The sequence below is a fragment of the Streptomyces sp. NPDC047706 genome (genome assembly GCF_043204795.1).
Taxonomy (GTDB): domain Bacteria; phylum Actinomycetota; class Actinomycetes; order Streptomycetales; family Streptomycetaceae; genus Streptomyces.
The window spans coordinates 77,062-98,370 of the sequence record NZ_JBIDCW010000028.1; the positions used below are offsets into that span (position 1 = coordinate 77,062).

A 21,309-nucleotide genomic window follows, 5' to 3' on the forward strand; every position below is an offset into this window, starting at 1 on the left:
TGACAGCCCCTGCTGGGCGGTCCCTTGTGCCCCCATGAGAGCCACTGTGCAGAAGAAGCGGGACTGATAAGAAAGAACGGGACCAATCCCCTCATCCGGGTGAACGATTGGAGACCTTGAGTCACGCGGGCGCCATAACCGGTGGCAGCCACGGGAATTGATTAGGCAGGCAGCGCAGCTTCCCCATACGTTCGGCCGCATGGCTGACGAGTGTTTCGGGCATCCACGGCTCGCCGCGATCTATGACCCACTCGACCCCGATCGCAGCGATCTCGACGCGTACGTCCAGATGACGGAGGAGTTCGGGGCACGTCAGGTGCTGGACATCGGCTGTGGAACGGGTGTGTTCGCGCTTCTGCTGGCTGAACGCGGGATCGAGGTCGTCGGCGTCGATCCCGCCCAGGCGTCCATCGACGTGGCCCGAGCCAAGCCGGGCGGCGAGCGAGTGCGCTGGATCTGTGGCGATGCCGCCACACTCCCGCCGATGCGGGTCGACCTGGCAACCATGACCGCGAACGCCGCCCAGCAGATCATCGATCCGCAGGCATGGCACGAGACCCTGCGCGGCGCGTACGCAGCACTACAGCCTGGCGGTCGTCTGGTGTTCGAGACCCGGGATCCAGCCAGACGCGCCTGGGAAGAGTGGAATCGCGAAGCCTCATATCGCGTGACGGAGATTCCGGATGTCGGCTCCGTCGAAAGCTGGGTCCAGGTGATCGAGGTGAGCGAGCCGCTGGTGACGTTCCGCTGGACCTACGTGTTCGCTGCCGACGGGCAGGTACTTACGTCGGACTCCATCTTGCGCTTCCGTGAGCGGCAGGAGGTCGAGACAGAGCTGATCGCGCAGGGCTACCAGGTGGAGGGCGTTCGCGACGCGCCCGACAGACCGGGCAAGGAGTTCGTCTTCGTCGCGCGACGGCCGTAGGCCAAGCCAACCCACCAGAAGCTCGCCGCGCAGATTGATTGGGACTCGATCACTTCGCCGATCAGATCCAGCGGGAAACCCTCACAAGCGCCGGGAACGGACACTGCCCCGCGGGGCGCCCGGTGCTGCCGTACGAGTGGTGTGGCGCACTCTTGCAAGCGGCTTGCTTGCAATTGTTAGCAGGGCGCGGCATGGTGGAGGCATGGCATCGCTCAACGTCGGCAATCTCGGCGAGTATCTGCGTGAGCAGCGGCGCAACGCGCAGCTGTCGCTCAGGCAGCTCGCCGACGCCGCCGGGGTGTCCAATCCGTATCTGAGCCAGATCGAGCGCGGGCTGCGCAAGCCGAGCGCGGAGGTGCTGCAGCAGGTCGCCAAGGCGCTGCGGATCTCCGCCGAGACGCTGTACGTGCGGGCCGGGATCCTCGACGCCGAGCGGGACCGGGACGAGGTGGAGACGCGCGCCGTCATCCTCGCCGATCCCACGCTGAACGAGCGGCAGAAGCAGGTGCTGCTCCAGGTCTACGAGTCGTTCCGCAAGGAGAACGGCTTCGAGGCCGGCAGGGTGAGCGCGGCGCAGGACGGTGACCCGAGTGACGACAGCGACCGCAGCGACAGTCGCGACGGCATGAGAGACAGCGATCGCAGCGGCGCGAGAGACGACGACGGCAGCAGCGGCAGCGGCGACGGCGCCGTACGCGACACCCGCTCTGCCGACGGCAGCGACGCCGACCCGCAGCAGCGATCCGCCGGCTGAGCCGGCCGGACGCGGCGGGGCCCCGAAACCCTCACAGAAAGCCACCGGGAGGACCAGCACCATGGCCATCACCGACGACCTGCGCAAGACCCTCACCGACCCGCGGCCGCTGTACTTCGCCGCCGGCACCGCCGATCTGGCTTTCCAGCAGGCCAAGAAGGTGCCCAGCCTGGTCGACCAGCTGCGCAACGAGGCACCGGCCCGCATCGACGCCGTCCGCAACACCGACCCCAAGGCCGTCCAGGAGAAGGCCACCGCCCGCGTCAAGGAGACGCAGGAGAACGTCCAGACCAGGGTCAACGAGTTCCTCGGTTCCCTCGACTCCGACCTCAAGAAGCTGGGCGAGACCGCCCAGGACCTCGCCCTGCGCGGTGTCGGCATGGCCGCCGAGTACGCCGTGAAGGCCCGCGAGACCTACGAGAAGGTCGCCGAGCACGGTGAGCAGGCCGTGCGGACCTGGCGGGGCGAGGCCGCCGAGGAGATCGAGGAGCTGGCCATCGCCGTCGAGCCGGAGAGCAAGCCGGCCGAGGCCAAGGCGAACAAGCCCGCCACGGCCCCGGCCGAGCACGGCACGGCCAAGAAGCCCGCCGCGAAGAAGGCTCCGGCCGCTCGCAAGGCGACCCCGGCGAAGAAGACCACGCCGTCGGCCAAGTGACACCCCGCGCGGACGGAGTCCGCGGTCCCGCCCGGTGACACGGACGGGTGATCGGTAACGGGTCGGGCACTCCTGGGGTGCCCGGCCCGTTCTGCGGGTAGCGGGAAGCCGGTTGCGGGTACGGTGACCGCGTAGGTACTAGCCGATACGGGTGGTGGACGTTGTGCTGATGCAGGGATTCGCCGGGTTCATGTGGCTGCTGAGCATGGCCCTGATCCTTTTCAGCGGCTTCGCACTGATCGACGCCGCCACGCGTCGCGAGGACGCCTACCGCGCTGCCGGCAAGCAGACCAAGCCCTTCTGGCTGATCGTCCTCGGGCTCGCCTTCGTGGTGAACCTGATCTTCAACATCCTGTCGTTCCTGCCGATCATCGGCCTGATCGCGACGATCGTGTACATGGTCGACGTACGCCCGGCCCTGCGCGGCCTGCCGGGCGGTGGCCGTGCCCGCCGAGGTTCGAGCAGCGACGGCCCGTACGGCCCGTACAACGGCGGACGGTGACCGCCCCCGTCGGAGTGCGGCCCCCGGGGCTGTGAAGGCCGGCGGCGTTCCCCCGGCTCACCCCCGCGGCCCCGCCGCTACGGCACCCGGTCCAGCAGCAGCACGGCCACATCGTCCGCGAGTTCGCCGCCGTTGAGCTCGCGGACCTCGTTGACCGCCTCCCGCAGCAGCTGCTCCCCGCGCAGTCCCTGGGACAGCTGTCGGCTGATCATCTCCACCATGCCGTCCTGGCCGAGCCGCTCGCGGCCCTGGCCTGTGTGGCCCTCGATCAGGCCGTCGGTGTAGAGCATCAGGCTCCACTCCCGGCCCAGCTCCACCTGCATCCGCGGCCAGCGCGCACCCGGCAGCAGGCCGAGGGCGGGGCCGTTGTTGTCGTACGGCAGCAGACGCGGCGGGCGGCCCGCGCGGGCGATCAGCGGCGCCGGGTGACCGGCCAGGCACAGGCCCGCGCGGCGGCCGTCCGGCGCGATGTCGACCGTGCACAGGGTCGCGAAGATCTCGTCGTCGGGGCGTTCGTGCTCCAGCACCTGCTGGAGGGTGTTCAGCAGCTCGTCGCCGCACAGGCCCGCCAGCGTCAGCGCGCGCCACGCGATGCGCAGCTCCACGCCGAGTGCCGCCTCGTCGGGGCCGTGTCCGCAGACATCGCCGATCATGGCGTGCACGGTGCCGTCCGGAGTGCGCACGACGTCGTAGAAGTCACCGCCGAGCAGCGCGCGCGAGCGGCCGGGGCGGTAGCGGGCGGCGAACCGCAGCGGGGAGCCGTGCAGCAGCGGCGTGGGCAGCAGGCCCCGCTCCAGCCGGCGGTTCTCCTGAGCCCGCAGACGGCCTTCGGCGAGCCGCCGCTCGGCCGTGTCGGAACGTTTCCGCTCCACGGCGTAGCGGATCGCGCGGCTCAGCAGCCGGCCGTCCAGCTCGTCGCGGAACAGGTAATCCTGGGCGCCCACGCGCACCGCCTGGGCACCGCGCTCGGAGTCGCCGGACGCGGTGAGGGCGAGGACGGCGTGCCGGGGCGCCAGCTCCAGCACGTGGCGCAGGACGTACAGCTCGTCGTCGCCGTCGTCGGCCCGGCCGGGTGCGGGCAGCGCGAGGTCCAGCAGGATGCAGTGCACGTCGTCGGTCAGCAGCCGCTCGGCCTCGGTGAGGTTGCGGGCGGTGCGGACCCTGATCGGCTTGCCGGCCTGGTCGAGCATCTCGGGCACGATCGGGGAGCCGCCGGGATCGTCCTCGATCAGCAGCAGCGTGAGGTTGGTGTCCGTGGTCGTGCTGGTGGTGGTCTTCTGGGCCTTCTCTTCCTTGTGCGCTTCCTTGCGCGGAGCCTCAGTACCGGGATCACCGGATGCACCGGAGAGGCCGCGGACTGCGGGCGCGGCCTGCGCCTGACCACTCTCCACGGCCGGGATCGCTCTCTGCCGCGGTACGGGTACGGGCATTGTCCTGGGTTCCTTCCCTCCCCCCGAGGGCATGGCGGGTGCGAGGGACCTCGACCCACCGACCGGGACCATAGCGGGTGTCGGCGCCGCAGTGGAATGGTGTGAGGCACGCCGCTCGGGGATCGGCCACTGTCATATGCCGCGTTCCGTACCGCAGTTGGACAGGACGCCGCCCGCTCGGGGATGACGAAGGTCACGTCGGTGGTGGGTTTGGCGGCGAAGGCGGGTGGGGTGGGTCACGTGGGCCACGTCACCGCGATCCACGGGGCGTTGCCGCACCGGCCCCTCAGTCCGTCAGAGGCCTTACGACGCCCAGGATCGGCATCGAGCCCGCCCCCGCGATCGTGATCGCCCGCCCCGGCCGCGGCGCGTGCACCATCGCGCCGTCGCCCACGTACATCCCGACGTGGCTGGCGTCACCGAAGTAGATGATCAGGTCACCGGGGCGCATGTCCTCGATGCCGACGCGCCGCAGTTGCTTCCACTGCTCCTGCGAGGTGCGCGGGATGGCGCTGCCTACCGCCGCCCAGGCCTGGGAGGTCAGACCGGAGCAGTCGTACGTCTTCGGGCCCTCGGCGCCCCATTCGTACGGCTTGCCGATCTGCTCGGTCGCGAACTCCACGGCCCTGCGGCCCTGCTCGGTGGCGGTGCCGTCCAGCTCGTCGAGGATTCCGGAGCCCAGCCAGGCGGTCTGCGCGGCGTAGGCGGCCCGCTCCTCCAGTTCGGCCAGGCGCTTCTTCTCCTCCTTCTCCAGCTGGGACTCCAGCTTCTCCGCCGCCGCGATCCGCTGCTCGATCTTCTTCTGGGCGGCGGCCTTCGCCTCGCGGCCGGCCTCCAGCTTCTTCCACTGGGCGGAGGCGTCCTTGGCGTACTGCTCCAAATCCTGCTGGGTGCGGGTCAGCTGCGCCAGCAGGTGCCCGGTGGCGCGCTCGCCCTGGCGGACCCGGCCGCTGCCGTCGAGGAACTCGCCCGGGTTGTCGCTGAGCATCAGATGGGCCTCCGGCGGGAGGCCACCGGTGCGGTACTGGGCGGCGGCGGCTGCACCGGCGCGCCGCTTCAACTCGGCGAGCTCCTCCTTTCCTTCGACGATCCGCTTCGCCAGCGCGACGATCTCGGCGGACTGCCGCTCGGCCTTCTCCTCCGCGGCGTTGTAGGCGTCGGTGGCGGAGGCGGCCTCGCGGTAGAGGGTGTCGAGCTGCTTGCGGACGGCCTCCAGCTCCTCGTTCGTGGCCGGAGCCCGGCCCGGGGTGGTCGAGGGGGTGGGGGGCGGCGTGGGTGCCGCGAACGCCATGCCGGGTGCCGCCAGCACGGCGACCGCGCAGACCACGGTCGCCGCTGCCGCCGTCAGACCGCGCTTGCCCCTGGCCGCCATACCCTGCCCCCAAACTGATTGCCCGTCAGTAACATCGAACGCCCGGGCGATCGTGCCATGCCGTGGCGCAGAACGACAGAGGCAGTGACTCCCTCCCCCACTCCGGCCGTCGCACGACGATCCCCCCGCCTTTTGTGACGAACGACTCACGGAGATCGTTCCGTGAGATCCGGCTCGCCGGGGAAACGAGGGGGAAAAGCCGAACGGCCGGGGCGCCAACGCAGTCGGGCGCCGCTCACCCGCGGGCGACGAGGGCAGCGCCGCTGGGCGCCGCTCAAGCGGGCGGTGCGCGGGCCTGTCACCCGCGCGGCGCCAACGCCCCCCAGGACAAGGTCACTTCCCCCTGCCGCCAGCGAGCCGGACCGTCCGTGACCGGCCAGTCGGCCGTCAGGTCCCGCACGGCCCGGATCCAGCGCTGGCGGGCGCCGTACGACGCGTAGGGCGCGGCGGCCGCCCAGGCGCGGTCGAAGTCACGCAGGAAGGCGTGCACCGGCTCGCCCGGGACGTTGCGGTGGATCAGCGCCTTGGGCAGGCGTTCCGCCAGGTCCGAGGGGCGTTCCAGGGAGCCGAGCCGGGTCGCGAAGGTCACCGTGCGCGGGCCTTCCGGCCCGAGCGCGACCCACGCGTGCCGCCGCCCGATCTCGTCGCAGGTCCCCTCGACCAGCAGCCCGCCCCGCGAACCCCGCACGGGGTCGGCGGGCGCGAGTCGCGCGCACAGTCGTGCCCACACGCCGGCGACCTCGGCCTCGTCGTACTGGCGCAGGACGTTGGCCGCGCGGATGAGATGGGGCTGCCGGGGGAGCGGGATCTCGAAGCCGCCGTGCCGGAAGGCGAGCCCTTCGCGCGCGTACGGCTGCGCCGCGGCCACGCGCGCGGGTTCGATCTCGACGCCGACCACGCGCGCGTGCGGGGCGGTCGCGCGCAGCCGCGTCAGGAGCTCGACGGCGGTCCAGGGAGCGGCGCCGTAGCCGAGGTCGACGGCGACGGGATCGGCGGCGCGGCGCAGTTCGTGGCCGTGTGTGGCGGCGATCCAGCGGTCCATGCGCCGCAGCCGGTTCGGGTTGGTCGTCCCGCGCGTCACCGTCCCCACGACAGGGGCCGCCCCGCTCGGGCGAAGCCGAGGGTGGGGGAGGGGCGTGGCGCGGGCTGTCATACGTACGAGGGTAGGGGCGCGTGAGCATCGCTTCGCCGACGTGTCTGTCCAGGTGGTGGCGGAACGCTTCCGTGTGTCGAACATCTCCGTCCAGGTGGTGGCGGAACGCTTCCGTGTGTCGAACGGTTGAGCGACCGGCGGTAATGATTCAGCAAAAAACCAACCACCGGAAATGGAGCACTCACCTCCGGTGTTGCACAGGTTCGGAGGGCCCGGCGTCCTCGGTCAGGCATGCCCGCGGCAGGGAGGAACGGCACGTGAGCCAATACGTCAGCAGGCTCGGTCGCCGCTCGCCGGCGGCCCCCTCGCGGCTCCGCCTGGGGCACCGCCGCGCACGCCGCGTGGCGATGCTCTCCGTGCACACCTCACCGCTCCACCAGCCCGGCACCGGCGACGCGGGCGGCATGAACGTCTACATCGTGGAGCTCGCCCAGCGCCTCGCCGCCCTCAACATCGAGGTCGAGATCTTCACGCGCGCGACCACCGGCGCCCTCCCACCCGTCGTGGAGCTGGCCCCCGGCGTACTCGTCCGGCACGTCGACGCGGGCCCCTACGAGGGCCTGGCCAAGGAGGACCTCCCGGCCCAGCTGTGCGCCTTCACGCACGGTGTGATGCAGGCCTGGGCGGGCCACCGCCCCGGCCACTACGACCTCGTGCACTCGCACTACTGGCTGTCCGGGCACGTCGGCTGGCTCGCCGCCCAGCGCTGGGGCGTCCCCCTGGTGCACGCCATGCACACCATGGCCAAGGTCAAGAACGCCAACCTCGCCGACGGCGACACGCCCGAGCCCGCCGCCCGGGTCATCGGCGAGACCCAGATCGTGGCCGCCGCGGACCGGCTGATCGCCAACACCGCCGAGGAGGCCGACGAGCTGGTACGGCACTACGCCGCCGGCCGCGCCAAGGTCGCCGTGGTGCACCCGGGCGTCAACCTCGACCGCTTCCACCCGGCCGACGGCCGCGCCGCCGCCCGCGCCCGCCTGGGCCTGCCGCAGGACGCGCTGATCCCCCTCTTCGCGGGCCGCATACAGCCGCTGAAGGCCCCGGACGTGCTGCTGCGCGCGGTCGCCGTCCTGCTCGACGAGCGTCCCGGCCTGCGCTCCCGGCTGGTCGTCCCGGTCGTCGGCGGCCCCAGCGGCAGCGGCCTCGCCAGGCCGGAGGGCCTGCAGAAACTGGCCGCGCGCCTCGGTATCGCCGATGTCGTGCGGTTCCGCCCGCCCGTCGGCCAGGACCAGCTCGCGGACTGGTTCCGGGCCGCGTCCGTGCTGGTCATGCCGTCGTACAGCGAATCGTTCGGCCTGGTCGCCATCGAAGCGCAGGCGGCCGGGACGCCGGTGCTGGCCGCCGCCGTCGGCGGGCTCCCGGTCGCCGTGCGGGACGGCGCGACCGGTTTCCTCGTCCAGGGGCACGATCCGGCGGCGTACGCGCGCGTGCTGCGCGACTTCGCCGACGACCCGCAGCTGAGTGCCCGGTTCGGCGCGGCCGCCGCCCGCCACGCCCGCTCCTTCGGATGGGACGCCTCGGCCGCCGCCACGGCGGAGGTCTACTCGGCGGCCCTGCAGTCCCACCGCCGCCGCGCCCGGGCCCAGCGCGCCTGACGTACGCTGCCGCCATGGGCGATGCAGAGCAGCGGGCCGCGCAGGTCCTCGAGGGTGTGTTCAAGGACGCCGAGCTGGAGTGGGAGAGCCCCACGCCCGGCCACTACGTGGTCAAGCTGCCCGGCACCCGCAAGCTGTCGACGACGGTCTCCCTGATCGCGGGACGCCACTCGCTGTCGCTGAACGCCTTCGTGATCCGCCACCCCGACGAGAACGAACCCGCCGTCCACCGCTGGCTCCTGGAGCGCAACCTCAGGCTGTACGGCGTGAGTTACGCCGTCGACCCGCTCGGCGACATCTACGTCACCGGCAAGCTGCCGCTCGCCGCCGTCACCGCGGACGAGGTCGACCGGCTGCTCGGGCAGATCCTCCAGGCCGCCGACGGCGCCTTCAACACCCTTCTGGAGATGGGCTTCGCCTCCGCGATCCGCAAGGAGTACGCCTGGCGGGTCTCGCGCGGCGAGTCGACCAGGAACCTGGAGGCGTTCGCGCACCTGATTCAGCGCGAGGAGCCCGAGGGCGGCGCGCCCTCCCGGTAGCGTCCCGGGGGCCCGCCCACCAGCCGCCGGAAGTGCCGGGTCAGATGGGCCTGGTCGTGGAACCCGGTCGCGGCCGCCGCCTCGGCCGGGCGGACGCCCGCCAGCAGCAGCCGCCGGGCGCGCTCGACGCGCCGGGAGTTCAGGTACTGGTGCGGCGCGATGCCGTACGCCCCGCTGAACGCCCGTACCAGATGGGCGGGGTGGGCCTGCAGGAGTGCGCCCGCCTCGGCCAGCGACAGCCCGTGGACGACCCGCCCGTCGAGGAGTTCACGCAGCCGCCGGGCGAGGGCGGGGTCGGCGCGCGGGCCGGTGGTGGCGAGCCGTGGCCGCAGATGGGCGCGCAGCCGGTCCCCGATCAGCGTCAGCCGGCTCTCGGCCTCCAGTTCGTCACCGGGGCCTGCCAGCGCCGCGTGCAACTGCCCGACGCGCCGTCTCAGCACCGGATCGCGCAGGTCGGGCCCGTCGACGGCGGGCCCGATCAACTCGTCGGTGAGCAGCGGGCCGTCCAGGTACAGCACCCGCTTGCGGAAGCCGTGCGGGGTGGCGGCCGAGCCGTTGTGCGGGACGTGCGGCGGCAGCAGGCTCACCGTGTCGTGGGGGGTGCCGTGCTCGTGCCCGTCGAGGTCGTACCGCACGGCGCCGTCGTCCACGATCAGCAGCGTCCAGGCCTCATGGACGTGCATCGGATAGGCGTGCTCGGTGAAGTGGGCGTGGAAGACCTCGACGACGCCCGGGACGGACGGCCGCCAGGCGGCGACCTCCCGCTGCTGGGCCATGCAAAGAACGTACAAGACCAGGCCGTACGGCGGTCGGCAGGCTGGTGACATGAACGATTCCGCACCCGTCCGCGCCGACGGCGCCACCCGCTTCGAGCGCTTCGACACCAAGATCGCCGTCCTGCTCCGCGAGGACCTGGAGACCTGGCAGCGCCTGAACGTGACCGCCTTCCTGGTCAGCGGCCTCGGCCGGGGGGTCCCCGAGGTGATCGGGGAACCCTACGAGGACGCCGACGGCGTGGCCTACCTGCCGATGTTCCGCCAGCCGGTGCTGGTCTTCGAGGGCACCGAGGAGACCCTGACCGCGGCCCACGCGCGCGTGCTCTCGCGGGCCCTCCCGCGCGCGGTGTTCACCTCGGATCTGTTCGCGACGGGCAACGACCGGGACAACCGGGCGGCGGTACGGGCCGTGCCGACGGGGGAGCTGGACCTGGTGGGGCTGGCGGTCCACGGTCCGCGCAATGCCGTCGACAAGGCCCTCAAGGGCGCCCGGATGCACCCGTGAGGCCGTCGGTCACGCGGCGCCGACCTCGGGCTTCGCCGGCGCCGGCACCGCACCCGCGGCCGGTTCGCGCTGTGGCAGCCGGCGCATCAGGAAGTTGTACCCGACCGCCGCCGCCGTCCCGAGCACCGCGCACGTTCCCCACAGCCACTGCGCGCCGAACCGGTCGATGACGAGGCCCGACATCAGCGGCGCGATCAGGCCGGCGACGGACCAGGACATGGTGTGCATGCCCTGGTAGCGCCCGCGGCCCTGGTCCGGGGAGAGGGCGACGACGAGGCCGGTCTGGGTGGGCGCCTGGACGATCTCGGCGAGGGTCCACACGCAGACGGTGAGCGCGAAGAGGCCGACCGAGCCGGCGAAGGCGGTGAGGCCGAAGCCGTACCCGGCGAGCAGGGACGAGACGATCAGCAGCCGCCGGGGATCGCGGTGCTCGATGAAGCGGGTGACCGGGATCTGGAGCGCGACGATCAGTACGCCGTTGACGGCGAGGGCCAGGCCGTAGTCGGCGGGTGTGAAGCCGGCCTCACCCATCGCGATCGGCAGGCCGACCGAGCCCTGCTGGAAGATCAGCGCGAGCAGGAAGGACAGCCCCACGACACCCATGAAGCGGCCGTCCCGCAGCACGGTGCCCAGGGACACGGCGTCCGCCTGCTTGGCCGTGGCCGTCCGGTCGGGCCTGGACTCCGGCAGCTTCACGAAGACGACGATCGCGCACATCATGGTCATGCCCGCCTCCAGCAGGAAGCCGGCGCGGTAGCTGACCTCGGCGATGAAGCCGGCGGCGGTGGAGGAGATCGCGAAGCCGAGGTTGATCGCCCAGTAGTTCAGGGAGAAGGCGCGGACCCGGTCCTCGGGGCGCACGATGTCGGCCATCATCGCCTGCACGGCCGGACGGGAGGCGCTGGAGGCCGCGCCCACCAGGAAGGCGACGGCGGCGATGGCCACCGGATGGCGCACGAACCCGAGCAGCGCGACGGACACCGCCATGGACGACTGGGCGATGAGCAGCGTCGGCCGCCGTCCCAGCCGGTCGGCCATGACGCCGCCGCCGAGGGAGAGGACGACGCCGCCCAGGCCGTACAGCGCCGCGACCAGTCCGGCGTACGAGGCGGAATGGCCGCGGTCGATGGTCAGGTACATGACCATGAAGGTGGCCACGAACCCGCCGAGCCGGTTGATCAGCGTGCTGGCCCACAGCCACCAGAACTCGCGGGGGAGCCCTGAGACGCTCTCCCGGACGGCACGTCTCAGGGCGGCTGGCGACATCGCGGATCCCCCACAGCTGTAAGCGGCGCAAGCGGAGCCCACAACTTACAAACGGGATCCGCAGGCCCGCCACTCAATTGACGGGGAGCGTCAGTCGAGAGGGCTGCGGGGCGACTTCCGCCGCCCGTTCGAAGCGACTGGCGAACGGATACTTCCGCTCCAGGAAGGCATGGATGGCCGCCTGTGCCGCCGCCCGCTCCGCCGGGTCGGTGTCCACGTCGTTGAGGCAGAAGAAGTCGACGTCCTCGCCGGCCTCCAGCCGGGCCAGCCGCCGCCGCATGTCCGGTGTGCCCAGCTGGACGTAGCGGAAGCGGTAGTCGGCCGGTACGGCCCGGCCGGTGGCGATCGCCCAGTGGTGGTGCAGCGTGGACGCCGGGGCGACGTCGGTGGTGGAGCGGAACCGTGAGTACGAGGTCCGCTCCAGCTCCTCGATGCCGAGCTGCTCCATCTCCCGCATCACCGCCATCAGCTGCGGATGCGGGGTGTGCAGCGACTTGTGCGTGATCTGGCGGCCGTGGAAGCGCCGGATCACCTCGCGGGTGTTCTTCCCCGCCGAGTTCGGGGCCGGCTCCATCGGGTGCGGGTCGCCGACCCCCAGCTTCAGGGGGGACAGCGGGATGCGGGCGATGCCGTTGCCGTGGAAGAAGTGCTCGGCACCCACCGGACGGTTGATGAAGACGTCGTCGTTGAAGTAGAGATAGCGCTCCGACAGGCCCGGGATGTGGTGCAGCCGGCTCTCGATCGCGTGCGAGTTGAAGACCGGGAGCGCGTCGGCCGGGAGGATGTCCCGGTGGTCGACGACGGTCAGGCCCTCCGCCTGCGGATCCAGCCAGTCGGGGACCTGCGAGTCGGTCACGAGGTAGACGTGCCGGACGAACCCGGCGTTCATCTCCAGCGAGCGCAGTGCGTACTTCAGCTCGTCATGGCTGGTGTAGCGGGAGTCGCCCGTCTCGCGCGGAGCGATGACGTTGCCGGAGGCCGCCTGATGGGCGCGCCGCTTCGCGGCCATCGCCGGGTCCTCCCCGTCGACCCAGGTGTACACGGCGTCGACGGGGAAGCACACCTCGTCGATCCGCGGCTCGGCGAACGGGGCGAACGTCGGCACGCTGCGTCGCCGGGCCTCCACCACGGCCGGCCGCTGCGCCGACACCGGGAGCACCTCGGAGACTGGGTTGCGGCGCGGTGCGACGAGCGCCGCCTCGAAGGCGTCCGGCAACTGGACGCCGGGCACGGTCAGATGGCCCGGGTCCGTGCCCAGGTCGCCACCGTGCCGCCAGAACTCGATGTCGCAGCCCGACTCCAGACCGCCCAGCACCTGCCCCTGCGGGCCGAGGCGCACCTCGCCGGTCCGCAGCACGGCGGCCCGCCGCAGCGCACGCGGCAGAGCCCCGTCGGCCCACAGCACCGCCGTGGTGACGGTGCCGTCCGGGCCGACGGCACCGACGAACGCCGCCGTGCGGGCGAAGTGCCGCGCCGCCCGGTCGAGGACCGTGCCCCGGTGTCTCTCCGCGACGCCGACCACCTGACGCGGACCGGCGTGCCCCTGGCCGGCGGGGACCAGGAAGTACGGCACCTCGGCCGCGTCCAGCAGGGCGCACACCTGCTCCAGATCCGCGGCGGCGGCGTCCGCCGCGGTGTAGCCGGTGACCGTACGCCCGTACAGCCGCGCCGGGCCGAAGGAGACCCGGCGCAGGCCGGGGACGTCGGCCCGCAGCCGCCGGCGGGCCCGGGACGCGCGCAGCGCCCGGAGCCGGGCCGGCAGCCGGAGCCGGAGGCGCAGCGCCAGGTCCCGGGCGGCCCGCAGGCCCGGGCGCGCCGCGAGACGGTGACGGATTCCCATGGCCGTGGCCCTGTCAGCGCTGCTGCTCGGAGCCGACGGCCGGCTGCTGCGCCGGCTCCCCGGCCTGCCTGCCGACGGACTTCGCCGTGGGCGACTCGGTCCGCGTCCCCGACTGCGAGCCGGTCTGCTTCTCGCCGTGCTGCCCGCCGTGGGTCCCGCTGTGCTTCTCGCCGTGCTTCTCGTACGGGCTGGGGAACGGGAAGTAGTTCTCCAGGAACTGGTGCATCCGGACGCTGACCCGCTCCCGCTCCTGCGGCGGCACGTCGACGTCGTTCAGGCAGAAGAAGTCGAAGCGGCGGTTCTCGCGCAGGTCGTCCAGGCGGCTGTCGGCGTCCGGACGGCTGATGTTGACGTACCGGAAGCCGAACTTGCCGGGCACGCCCCGGCCCGTCATCAGCGCGTACTGGTACAGCAGCGGCGCCGTCATGGCGATGTCCGTGGGCGAGCGGAAGCGGGACGCCATGGTGCGGGTGACGTCCTCGGCGAACAGCTCCTCCAGCTCCAGCAGCGTCTCGCGCCGCTGCGGCAACGGGGTGTGCATGAAGTTGTTCGTCGTCATCCGGCCGAACTTCTCCAGCAGCAGCGCGCGGACGTTCTTGCTGGCGGAGTTGGTGGCCGTCTCCTCGGCGTGCGGCTTGCCGATGCCGATCTTCAGCGGGGACACCGGGATCTTCATCAGGCCACTGCCGTGGAAGAAGTGCTCCGGGGTGATCCGGCGGCCGACGAACACGTCGTCGTTGAAGTACAGGTAGTGCTCCGACAGCCCCGGGATGTGGTGCAGCCGGGTCTCGATCGCGTGCGAGTTGAAGACGGGCAGCACGCCCTCGGGGAAGATGTCGCGGTGGTCGACGACCGTGATGCCCTCGGCCGAGTCGTCGAGCCAGTGCGGCTTCTGGCCGTCCGTGACGATGTAGATGTGCCGGACGAAGTCGGCGTACATCGCCAGCGAGCGCAGCGAGTACTTCAGCTCGTCATGGCTCGTGTAGCGGGAGGCGTTGGTCTCCTTGGCCAGGATCTCGGCCGTGCCGCGGCCCTGGTACCGGGCCCGCTTGGCCCGCATCTCCGGCTCCTCGCCGTCGACCCAGGTGTAGACGACGTCCACCGGGAAAGTGACGCGATTCACGGTCGGCAGGGTGAGCGGGGCGAAGCTCGGCAGCTCCCGGTCGCCGACCCGCACCGTGGCGGGCTGCTGCTCGGCCGCCGGGAGCACGTCCGTGACGCCGTTGTTGCGCGGCGTGATCAGGGACTCGCGGAAGACGTCCTCCGACGCCTGCGGCTGCACCTTCGCCAGGCGCTGCTCCCCCTGCTCGGTCGCGAGCAGCTCGGCCCCGTCCTCCCAGAACTCGACGTCGCAGGCCAGCTCGGGCCCGGCGAGCAGCTGGCCGGCGGGACCGAGGTGGTTCTCGCCGATCCGCAGCACGGGGGCCGTACGCAGCTTGGCGGGCAGCACGCCGTCCAGGAACAGCGCGGGGTGCTTGAGCTGGCCGCCGGACACCGGCCTGCCGATGAACACGGCCTTTCCGCTGTTCCGCGCCTCCAGGGCGGCCAGGAACCGCTCCCGGTCCCCGGCGTTCACACCCACGGTGTGACGGACCCGGGAGGCCGGCACGAGGAAGTACGAGATCCCCTCCTGCTCCAGCGCGGAGACCACCAGGTCGAGGTTGGCGGCGGCCGCCTCGGCGGCGGTGAACCGGGTCACGACCCGGCCGTACAGCTTCTGGCCTCGCACCGCCACCGGGCGCAGAACCGGATCGCCGACCGCTGCTCTGCGGCGCCGCCGCATGGTACGCAGCTGCCACACCCGCTCGGCGGCCTTCCGCTCGACTCGCGGTTTCATCCGCCGCGCAAAGGAACGCACGGTCACGTTTCAGAGCTCCTTTTCGTGTACCCCCATACCGGTCCTGCGATGAACAGACAGTCGACTGTGGGGGAGGGTTGCGTAGGAGTTAACCAAATATTCAGCCGGAAGGTGGACACGGCGGGTGCGTGCTCCGGGCCACACGGGCCCTTTCGGGCCGCCGCCCCTCGGGCCCCTCGGGCCGCTCCGGCTTAGGTAGGCTCGAAGCCATGGCCGACGCACCGTACAAGCTGATCCTCCTCCGCCACGGCGAGAGCGAGTGGAACGAGAAGAACCTGTTCACCGGCTGGGTGGACGTCAACCTCACCCCGAAGGGCGAGAAGGAGGCGACGCGCGGCGGTGAGCTGCTGAAGGACGCCGGCCTGCTGCCCGACGTGGTCCACACGTCCCTCCAGAAGCGCGCCATCCGCACGGCACAGCTGGCACTGGAGTCCGCCGACCGCCTCTGGATCCCGGTCCACCGCTCGTGGCGTCTGAACGAGCGCCACTACGGCGCCCTGCAGGGCAAGGACAAGGCCCAGACCCTCGCCGAGTTCGGCGAGGAGCAGTTCATGCTGTGGCGCCGCTCCTACGACACCCCGCCGCCCGCGCTGGACCGCGACGCCGAGTACTCCCAGTTCTCCGACCCGCGCTACGCGACCCTCCCGCCGGAGATCCGCCCGCAGACGGAGTGCCTGAAGGACGTCGTCGTCCGCATGCTCCCGTACTGGTTCGACGCGATCGTCCCCGACCTCCTCACCGGCCGCACGGTCCTGGTCGCCGCCCACGGCAACTCCCTGCGCGCCCTGGTCAAGCACCTCGACGGCATCTCGGACGCCGACATCGCGGGCCTGAACATCCCCACGGGCATCCCCCTGTCCTACGAACTCGACGCCGACTTCAAGCCGGTCGTCCCCGGCGGCACCTACCTCGACCCGGAGGCGGCCGCGGCGGCGATCGAGGCGGTCAGGAACCAGGGCAAGAAGAAGTAACCTTCGCCCTCCAGGCCCCCTACCTGCGACTCTCTCGCGGGTAGGGGGCCTGTTGCTGCGCCCGGGCCGCCTCTGGGCCGTCAGACCTCGGTGGTGCGGCGCATCAGTCGGACGCGCACCCGGAAGGCGACCAGGAAGCCCACGGCCCAGGCGGCGGTCTGCGGGACGGGCGACCAGAGGGGCAGCGAGGCCACGGAACCGCCGAGCAGCGGCAGTGACGCCGGGTTCGGGGCGATGGTGATGGTGAGAAGCGGACGTGCGAGCATGGTTCCTCCCGTTGAGTGCTCTACCGAAACGCATCGATGGGATGGGCCGCTCCCCTGGCCGGGAGCGGCCCGAAATGCATGCGCACCTTATTGAGGAAAACCGCCGCAGCGCAAATTGCGTTTGGGGGTGGTGTGGACCAGTGAATTCCCCGTCTGGGGTGGGTGAGCTTCTTGATTGAAGCGCCGTGAACGTGGTGCGGGATGTCGGTCGCGAGGCATTCAACGACAGTGGCGCCAGCGTGCCCAGTACGCCGAGGGAAGAGCCGTCTGCCGGGCTATGCTTGACCGCGACGCGGTCAAGCATAGCCCGGCAGACGGCTCTTGATGGGTTATCAGCGGTTCTTCCTGCATGTTGCGGCCCTCAAGGGTCCGCCGAAGGGGCCGGGGAGGGCTCTACACGCCCACTCCCGGGAACCTAGTCCGTTAACTATTGCGCCGATCTAATCCGCCATCTATTGGTGAAGCTATTTAGTCGCTGCTATTCGGCTCTCTTGTTTAAGGTTATCGCTCTGCGTTTAACTGTCACGTCTGTATCTACAGCGGAAGCCTGTTACAGGACTCTTATTGCGTGAACTTATTCGAGAACACTGCACCTACGGCTTTCCGGGCCCGTTCCTGGCTCGACGGCATCAGGTGCGCGTACACGCGGAGCGTCAAGCCTGGGTCCGAGTGGCCGAGGTACTCGGCGAGGGCCTTGATGTTCTCGCCGGCGTCCAGGAGCAGCGAGGCGTAGAAGTGGCGGAGGGCGTGCATGCCGTTCTCGCGGGACTCCGCGTATGGACGGCCCCGCTCGGGCACGGGGATGACGCCCGCCGCGGCGAGCGCCGGCTTCCACGCCTCCTCGTTGAGCGACGTACGCCAGACGTGCCCCCCGCGCGGCCCGGTGAAGATCAGCCGCTTGGTCACCGGAGGGCCGTCCGCCACCTTCCACGGCAAGGTGATCTCGACCGGCGGGAACCGCTTCATGTGCGCCCGGAGCGCATCGGCGACGGGGCCGGGAAGCGGCACGTCCCGCAGCTTGCCGCCCTTCGGCGGTGCGAACACGGCCTTGCTGCGGCTCAGCTTCAGTTGCTGGACCACGTGGAGGGTGTCCGACTCGAAGTCGATCGCGTCGACGGCCACGCCCAGGATCTCGCCCTGGCGGAGCCCGCAGCCGCCGCCCAGGTCGACCATGGCTTGGAAGCGCTCGGGCATGCCAGCCCGGACGGCGAAAACCCGTTCCGGCGTCCAGGGCACGACGCGCTTGTTGTCCACAGTCGGTGGACGGACTGATCGAGCGGCGCACGGATTCCGGGGAAGGTGCCCGTCGTCCACGGCCGCGCTCAGAGCGGCACGCACGTTGGAGTAGATCGTCCGGGCATACGAGCCACGGACGCCGTTCTCCTGAAGCTGCCGCACCCAATCGCGGATGTGAGTGGGCTGAAAGGAACCCAGGGGGCGCGAACCCAGGTACGGGTAGGCGTGCAGCCGAAGCTGCGACTCCATCGAAGCCTGAGTGTTCGGGTCCGGCGCGTGGGTCACCCACTCCTCGGCGTACTGCTGGAAGGTGATCCGGGCCGCGCGCGGGTCGATGTACTGGCCGCGCGCCATGTCCGCCTCGGTGTGCGCGAGCCACTGATCAGCGAGTCGCTTCTGACGGTCGGGGAAGCTCTTGGACTTCTCCGTGCCGTCTGGGCCGACGTACCGAGCGCGATAGCGGAGACCCGACCCGTAGCGCTCGGACTTGACCTTGCGCACCTTCCCGTCCGGGCCGGTCTCGGTCCGGTACCAGCGGTCCTGGATGTGCCCGGCCATCAGGCGGCAGCCCCTTCGCGCAAGGACTCGACCCAGGCCTGAACGTCCGCAGGGTCGTAGCGCAGGTGCCGGCCGACCCGGAAGCCACGGGGACCGGTGCGCTTGCGGCGCCACTGGTAGACCGTCTCGACGCTGGGCAGGTCGAACATCGCCACTAGGTCGTCAGGAGTCAGGTACCGCGACGGCAGTCCACGCGGCTCGGAGGCCGCTTCCGCGACAGCGAGGCGACGGCTACCCACGGGTGGGCTCTCCTTCCGTTCCGGGAGCGGGTTCGAGGGTTTCGGCGAGCCAGGCTTCGGCGTCGGTGAGGCCGGTCCCGGCGTAGACCCAGTGCGCGAGGACGAGGGTCGTGTCCGGGTCGGTCTCGGCCGCTGCCCGGGCCTGTGCGCGGCGCCATTCGGTGCGGGCGTCGCGGAGGGCGCCGAGGGTGGTGGAGTAGCGGCGGGACTTGGTGGAGAAGTGGCCGCGGAAGCCGAGCATGTGGGCCCAGGTCCGCAGGCGGAGGTGTTCGAGGTCCTTGCGGGCGCCGAGGGTCCAGGCGGTGCGGATGAGCCGGCGGGCGTGCTCGCTGATGTCGAGCTGGGCGAGTTCGGCGAGGAACTTCAGCGGCCGGTCCAGAGCTCCCGTGGCAGTCTCGGCGCCCTTGGTGGCGTACTTGGCGATGTACGCGGCGACGGCCCGCTCGGTCAGCTCCTGGCCGCCGTCGAAGTCGGCCGAGCGGATGGTGCGGACGTCGAGCTGACGGCCGAAGGCGAAGGCGTGGGCCCGGCCGTCGATGACCGGGCCCTCCACGCAAGCGGCAGTGGCGGCGGCCCGGATGGCGTCGGTCAGCAGCTCGGCGGTGGCCCAGGCGGGAGGCGGGGTGTCGCCGCCCTCGGGGCCGTCGATGCGGATGACGGCATGGAAGTGGACGGCCCCGCGCTTCTGGTACTCGGCGACCTTGGCGAAGGACACCCGGGCGTACTCGCGAAAGGCCCGCTGGGTGAGGCCAGCACGCTTGGCGACTTCGCGGCGCAGGTAGATGGAGAAGCGCCGCCACAGCGGACCGGCGTGCGCGTTCCAGAGCACGGCCGCTTCGTAGTCGTAGGTGTCCGGGTCGAGCGGGGTACCGAGGGCGGGCTCCTCCTCGTCGTGGCGGATGCCGCAGCGGCAGCGACGGACCGAACCGGCCGGGCCGGTGGGGCGGTTGTGAACCGGGCCGAAGCTCGGCGCGGTGAAGGTGGCGAAGACGCGCGGGTGTGCGGCGACGCGTTCGGGGACGCCCTTGCCGCCGCGCAGTCCGGAGGTGATCAGGTGGAAGGTGTCGCGGCGGTACACCTCGGCGCAGGCCGCACACCGGGTCGTGCGGCGGTTGTTGCAGCGGACTAGGAGGTGACCGGCCGGGAGGCTGGAGGAGTCGAGGTGGTGGAGGACGTTGCCGATCTCGCCGGTGCGGGTGTTCACGTCGTACTCGGTGCGGTGGCCGTCGAGGCGGATCGGGTGCGTGCAGCCGCCGAGGCCGGCGAGCTGTCGCAGGAGTGCGGGCATGGTGCCGACTGCGGCCAGTTCTCCGAGTTCGCGGAGCGGAGGTGGAGTGGCGCGGGTGATGATGGCTTTCTCCTTCTGGTCCGGCTGGAGGGAGACGGCCCCCGGGGCGGCGGATGCTTGGCGGTATCGAGGCCGCCCCGGGGGTCCGGTGCGTCAGCGGCGGTACTGGTCGCGCAGCAGCGAGCGCAGGACCACGGCGGCGACGGCCACGGAGATGGCCGAGACGGCGACGGCGGCCAGCAGCGCGGTCAGCACGACGCCGCCGACGAGGACGGCCGCGACCGCTCCGGTACTGACGGAGATCTGAGGGACCGGCCGCCGCGCGGGCACCTGGTCGGCCACGGTGTGGTGGACGTGCGCGGGCGGCGGCGTCGGGCTGTCGGGGTACTTGGGCAGCAACACAGCGCAGCTCTCCTTATCTACTCGTCTAGTCATGTGAGCCGTTGGCGATGTCCACGCCGGAGCGCGTTCCGGACTCGATGGCCGGGGCCATGAACGTGTGCGAGAGCCAGAAGCCGAAGAGGGCGATCAGGACGACGATCCACGTGCGGACGCCGAGGAACTTGACCGCTCCCCAGGCGAAGAAGCCGAGGAGGACGACCAGCGGCAGGCTGACGGTCACGGTGTGCGGGTCCTTTCATCGGACGGGGCAGCGGTGGGTACGGGCGGCCAACTCGGCGGCGGCCCGGCTGTCGTAGTCGGCGGAGAAGCCGCAGCGCGGGGCGGTACAGGCGGCGGTGTGTTTCTCCCGGCCGCGGCCGTCGTAGAACGTGCCGACCTGCACGGGGCCGATGCGGGTGATGGAGCGGAAGCGGCGGTTGGCGCTCACTTGGGTCTCCTTTCAGAGCTGGGCGGCGATGGCGTCGGCCATGGGCGGCGGGACGCCGAGGCGGGCGCGCAGGGTCGGGATGTCGATGGCCGTTCCGGTGCGGGCGTGGTGCTCGGCGGCGACTTTGCGGGCGTGCTCGACCAGGGCGGCCGGGACGGCGACCGGGGGCGAGGCCGGAGCCGGAGTTGGTGCCGACTCGACTGCCGGAAGCGCCGGGGGTTCCGGGGCGGGATCGGGCGCGTCCTCGTGGTCCTCGATGTCCGCGGGCTCCTCCTGCTCCACGGCGTCACCGGTTCCGTCGTGCGTGGTCGGCGGCGAGTGGACAAGGAGGGTTCCGCCGAGGAAGGCGACCGCGGGCCAGCCCGCGACGAGGATGCGGAGCCAGGCCGGCACGTGTTCCAGATCGAGCAGTCCGGCCGTGGCGACGTTCGCGCCGAGGGACGCGGCGAGCGCGATCAGGAACCAGCACCACCCGGCCGCTTTTGCGTCGCCGGACCGCAGCCGGCGCCAGGCGGCGACGAGCAGCAGGTCGACCGAGACGGGATAGGCCCACGCCTTCCACCCGTCCTGTCCGGCCGCCGAGGCGATGTCGTGCAGGTGGGCGAAGGACAGCGCGGCGGCGATGACCGCTTGGACGAGCACCGCGTCGACGCGGGCCAGGTGGGCGCGCATGCTGCGGCTCCTTCCGGATTCGGGCATGGGAGGGGTAGGGACATGGCGTGAGGCGGTCACGCCGACCGGGGGTGAGT

General features: G+C 71.5%; 23 protein-coding genes. 8 read left to right on the forward strand and 15 right to left on the reverse strand.

Features of this window, described 5'->3' with window-relative positions; genetic code table 11:
• Positions 1 to 199: 199 nt before the first annotated feature.
• The 4 genes from ACGF8A_RS28330 (at position 200) to ACGF8A_RS28345 (ending at position 2,836) form a co-directional block, all read left to right on the forward strand.
• Complete coding sequence (locus tag ACGF8A_RS28330) at positions 200 to 925, forward strand: class I SAM-dependent methyltransferase (protein ID WP_393112998.1); 726 nt, start codon at positions 200 to 202, stop codon at positions 923 to 925.
• A 202-nt stretch (positions 926 to 1,127) separates the two neighbouring features.
• Complete coding sequence (locus tag ACGF8A_RS28335) at positions 1,128 to 1,679, forward strand: helix-turn-helix domain-containing protein (protein WP_393113000.1); 552 nt, start codon at positions 1,128 to 1,130, stop codon at positions 1,677 to 1,679.
• 61 nt (positions 1,680 to 1,740) lie between these two features.
• The gene (locus ACGF8A_RS28340) at positions 1,741 to 2,334 is read left to right on the forward strand and encodes a hypothetical protein (RefSeq protein WP_393113002.1); all 594 of its coding nucleotides are present in this window, start codon (positions 1,741 to 1,743) and stop codon (positions 2,332 to 2,334) included.
• A 169-nt stretch (positions 2,335 to 2,503) separates the two neighbouring features.
• The gene (locus ACGF8A_RS28345) at positions 2,504 to 2,836 is read left to right on the forward strand and encodes a DUF2516 family protein (RefSeq protein ID WP_393113060.1); all 333 of its coding nucleotides are present in this window, start codon (positions 2,504 to 2,506) and stop codon (positions 2,834 to 2,836) included.
• 77 nt (positions 2,837 to 2,913) lie between these two features.
• Here ACGF8A_RS28345 and ACGF8A_RS28350 read toward each other — a convergent pair whose 3' ends face one another.
• From ACGF8A_RS28350 to ACGF8A_RS28360, 3 genes are all read right to left on the reverse strand, one after another.
• Positions 2,914 to 4,266: a PP2C family protein-serine/threonine phosphatase gene (locus ACGF8A_RS28350; RefSeq protein WP_393113004.1), complete on the reverse strand. Its 1,353-nt coding sequence runs from the start codon at positions 4,264 to 4,266 to the stop codon at positions 2,914 to 2,916.
• A gap of 286 nt (positions 4,267 to 4,552) precedes the next feature.
• Positions 4,553 to 5,638: an NlpC/P60 family protein gene (locus ACGF8A_RS28355; protein ID WP_393113006.1), complete on the reverse strand. Its 1,086-nt coding sequence runs from the start codon at positions 5,636 to 5,638 to the stop codon at positions 4,553 to 4,555.
• Positions 5,639 to 5,936: 298 nt separating this feature from the next.
• Entirely contained in the window at positions 5,937 to 6,728 is a 792-nt protein-coding gene (locus ACGF8A_RS28360; RefSeq protein ID WP_393113062.1) for a class I SAM-dependent methyltransferase, read from the reverse strand.
• 320 nt (positions 6,729 to 7,048) lie between these two features.
• Between ACGF8A_RS28360 and mshA the strand changes: the two genes are divergently transcribed.
• Entirely contained in the window at positions 7,049 to 8,389 is a 1,341-nt protein-coding gene (mshA, locus tag ACGF8A_RS28365; protein ID WP_393113008.1) for a D-inositol-3-phosphate glycosyltransferase, read from the forward strand.
• Between the two features lie 14 nt (positions 8,390 to 8,403).
• Entirely contained in the window at positions 8,404 to 8,928 is a 525-nt protein-coding gene (locus ACGF8A_RS28370; RefSeq protein WP_393113010.1) for a YbjN domain-containing protein, read from the forward strand.
• Here the strand turns inward: ACGF8A_RS28370 and ACGF8A_RS28375 are convergent.
• The gene (locus ACGF8A_RS28375; RefSeq protein WP_393113012.1) at positions 8,889 to 9,704 is read right to left on the reverse strand and encodes an AraC family transcriptional regulator; all 816 of its coding nucleotides are present in this window, start codon (positions 9,702 to 9,704) and stop codon (positions 8,889 to 8,891) included. The genes ACGF8A_RS28370 and ACGF8A_RS28375 overlap by 40 nt on opposite strands.
• Positions 9,705 to 9,753: 49 nt before the next feature.
• On the opposite strand from ACGF8A_RS28375, the gene ACGF8A_RS28380 reads away from it, so the two are divergent.
• On the forward strand, positions 9,754 to 10,209 hold the full coding sequence (locus tag ACGF8A_RS28380) for a DUF2000 family protein (protein ID WP_393113014.1): 456 nt from the start codon (positions 9,754 to 9,756) through the stop codon (positions 10,207 to 10,209).
• Positions 10,210 to 10,218: 9 nt separating this feature from the next.
• On the opposite strand, the gene ACGF8A_RS28385 is transcribed toward ACGF8A_RS28380, so the two are convergent.
• The 3 genes from ACGF8A_RS28385 to ACGF8A_RS28395 form a co-directional block, all read right to left on the reverse strand.
• Entirely contained in the window at positions 10,219 to 11,475 is a 1,257-nt protein-coding gene (locus ACGF8A_RS28385; protein ID WP_393113016.1) for an MDR family MFS transporter, read from the reverse strand.
• Positions 11,476 to 11,548: 73 nt separating this feature from the next.
• Positions 11,549 to 13,315, reverse strand: a complete 1,767-nt coding sequence (locus ACGF8A_RS28390) for a stealth conserved region 3 domain-containing protein (RefSeq protein WP_393113018.1) — start codon at positions 13,313 to 13,315, stop codon at positions 11,549 to 11,551.
• A gap of 13 nt (positions 13,316 to 13,328) precedes the next feature.
• Positions 13,329 to 15,179, reverse strand: coding sequence for a stealth family protein (locus ACGF8A_RS28395; protein WP_393113020.1), 1,851 nt, complete (start codon positions 15,177 to 15,179; stop codon positions 13,329 to 13,331).
• A 203-nt stretch (positions 15,180 to 15,382) separates the two neighbouring features.
• Here ACGF8A_RS28395 and ACGF8A_RS28400 point away from each other — a divergent pair, with 203 nt between their 5' ends.
• Positions 15,383 to 16,144, forward strand: a complete 762-nt coding sequence (locus tag ACGF8A_RS28400; RefSeq protein ID WP_393113022.1) for a phosphoglyceromutase — start codon at positions 15,383 to 15,385, stop codon at positions 16,142 to 16,144.
• A gap of 80 nt (positions 16,145 to 16,224) precedes the next feature.
• On the opposite strand, the gene ACGF8A_RS28405 is transcribed toward ACGF8A_RS28400, so the two are convergent.
• The 8 genes from ACGF8A_RS28405 to ACGF8A_RS28440 all read right to left on the reverse strand — a co-directional run bounded on the left by ACGF8A_RS28405 (position 16,225) and on the right by ACGF8A_RS28440 (position 21,232).
• The gene (locus ACGF8A_RS28405; protein WP_393113024.1) at positions 16,225 to 16,410 is read right to left on the reverse strand and encodes a hypothetical protein; all 186 of its coding nucleotides are present in this window, start codon (positions 16,408 to 16,410) and stop codon (positions 16,225 to 16,227) included.
• Positions 16,411 to 16,971: 561 nt separating this feature from the next.
• Positions 16,972 to 18,204, reverse strand: coding sequence for a tyrosine-type recombinase/integrase (locus ACGF8A_RS28410; protein WP_393113026.1), 1,233 nt, complete (start codon positions 18,202 to 18,204; stop codon positions 16,972 to 16,974).
• Positions 18,204 to 18,443 carry an AlpA family transcriptional regulator gene (locus tag ACGF8A_RS28415; protein ID WP_073934353.1) on the reverse strand — a complete coding sequence of 80 codons (240 nt, stop codon included), beginning with the start codon at positions 18,441 to 18,443 and terminating at the stop codon, positions 18,204 to 18,206. Before ACGF8A_RS28415 ends, ACGF8A_RS28410 begins: the two co-directional genes overlap by 1 nt.
• Entirely contained in the window at positions 18,436 to 19,731 is a 1,296-nt protein-coding gene (locus ACGF8A_RS28420; protein WP_393113028.1) for a replication initiator, read from the reverse strand. The genes ACGF8A_RS28415 and ACGF8A_RS28420 overlap by 8 nt, the downstream gene beginning before the upstream one ends.
• Positions 19,732 to 19,884: 153 nt before the next feature.
• Positions 19,885 to 20,133 carry a SpdD protein gene (locus ACGF8A_RS28425; protein WP_393113030.1) on the reverse strand — a complete coding sequence of 83 codons (249 nt, stop codon included), beginning with the start codon at positions 20,131 to 20,133 and terminating at the stop codon, positions 19,885 to 19,887.
• 25 nt (positions 20,134 to 20,158) lie between these two features.
• Positions 20,159 to 20,353: a hypothetical protein gene (locus ACGF8A_RS28430; protein WP_393113032.1), complete on the reverse strand. Its 195-nt coding sequence runs from the start codon at positions 20,351 to 20,353 to the stop codon at positions 20,159 to 20,161.
• Positions 20,354 to 20,368: 15 nt separating this feature from the next.
• On the reverse strand, positions 20,369 to 20,560 hold the full coding sequence (locus ACGF8A_RS28435; RefSeq protein ID WP_393113034.1) for a mobile element transfer protein: 192 nt from the start codon (positions 20,558 to 20,560) through the stop codon (positions 20,369 to 20,371).
• A gap of 12 nt (positions 20,561 to 20,572) precedes the next feature.
• Positions 20,573 to 21,232, reverse strand: coding sequence for a DUF2637 domain-containing protein (locus ACGF8A_RS28440; RefSeq protein ID WP_393113036.1), 660 nt, complete (start codon positions 21,230 to 21,232; stop codon positions 20,573 to 20,575).
• Positions 21,233 to 21,309 lie beyond the last annotated feature (77 nt).

What these genes read in the sequence shown, in the direction of transcription:
- ACGF8A_RS28380 (WP_393113014.1), top strand. Translation starts at nt 9,754, where the DNA reads ATGAACGATTCCGCACCCGTCCGCGCCGACGGCGCCACCCGCTTCGAG.
- ACGF8A_RS28330 (WP_393112998.1), top strand. Translation starts at nt 200, where the DNA reads ATGGCTGACGAGTGTTTCGGGCATCCACGGCTCGCCGCGATCTATGAC.
- ACGF8A_RS28385 (WP_393113016.1), bottom strand. Translation starts at nt 11,475, where the DNA reads ATGTCGCCAGCCGCCCTGAGACGTGCCGTCCGGGAGAGCGTCTCAGGG.
- ACGF8A_RS28345 (WP_393113060.1), top strand. Translation starts at nt 2,504, where the DNA reads ATGCAGGGATTCGCCGGGTTCATGTGGCTGCTGAGCATGGCCCTGATC.
- ACGF8A_RS28370 (WP_393113010.1), top strand. Translation starts at nt 8,404, where the DNA reads ATGGGCGATGCAGAGCAGCGGGCCGCGCAGGTCCTCGAGGGTGTGTTC.
- ACGF8A_RS28340 (WP_393113002.1), top strand. Translation starts at nt 1,741, where the DNA reads ATGGCCATCACCGACGACCTGCGCAAGACCCTCACCGACCCGCGGCCG.
- ACGF8A_RS28390 (WP_393113018.1), bottom strand. Translation starts at nt 13,315, where the DNA reads ATGGGAATCCGTCACCGTCTCGCGGCGCGCCCGGGCCTGCGGGCCGCC.
- ACGF8A_RS28420 (WP_393113028.1), bottom strand. Translation starts at nt 19,731, where the DNA reads ATGCCCGCACTCCTGCGACAGCTCGCCGGCCTCGGCGGCTGCACGCAC.
- ACGF8A_RS28410 (WP_393113026.1), bottom strand. Translation starts at nt 18,204, where the DNA reads ATGGCCGGGCACATCCAGGACCGCTGGTACCGGACCGAGACCGGCCCG.
- ACGF8A_RS28375 (WP_393113012.1), bottom strand. Translation starts at nt 9,704, where the DNA reads ATGGCCCAGCAGCGGGAGGTCGCCGCCTGGCGGCCGTCCGTCCCGGGC.
- ACGF8A_RS28440 (WP_393113036.1), bottom strand. Translation starts at nt 21,232, where the DNA reads ATGCGCGCCCACCTGGCCCGCGTCGACGCGGTGCTCGTCCAAGCGGTC.
- ACGF8A_RS28350 (WP_393113004.1), bottom strand. Translation starts at nt 4,266, where the DNA reads ATGCCCGTACCCGTACCGCGGCAGAGAGCGATCCCGGCCGTGGAGAGT.
- ACGF8A_RS28355 (WP_393113006.1), bottom strand. Translation starts at nt 5,638, where the DNA reads ATGGCGGCCAGGGGCAAGCGCGGTCTGACGGCGGCAGCGGCGACCGTG.
- ACGF8A_RS28405 (WP_393113024.1), bottom strand. Translation starts at nt 16,410, where the DNA reads ATGCTCGCACGTCCGCTTCTCACCATCACCATCGCCCCGAACCCGGCG.
- ACGF8A_RS28400 (WP_393113022.1), top strand. Translation starts at nt 15,383, where the DNA reads ATGGCCGACGCACCGTACAAGCTGATCCTCCTCCGCCACGGCGAGAGC.
- ACGF8A_RS28335 (WP_393113000.1), top strand. Translation starts at nt 1,128, where the DNA reads ATGGCATCGCTCAACGTCGGCAATCTCGGCGAGTATCTGCGTGAGCAG.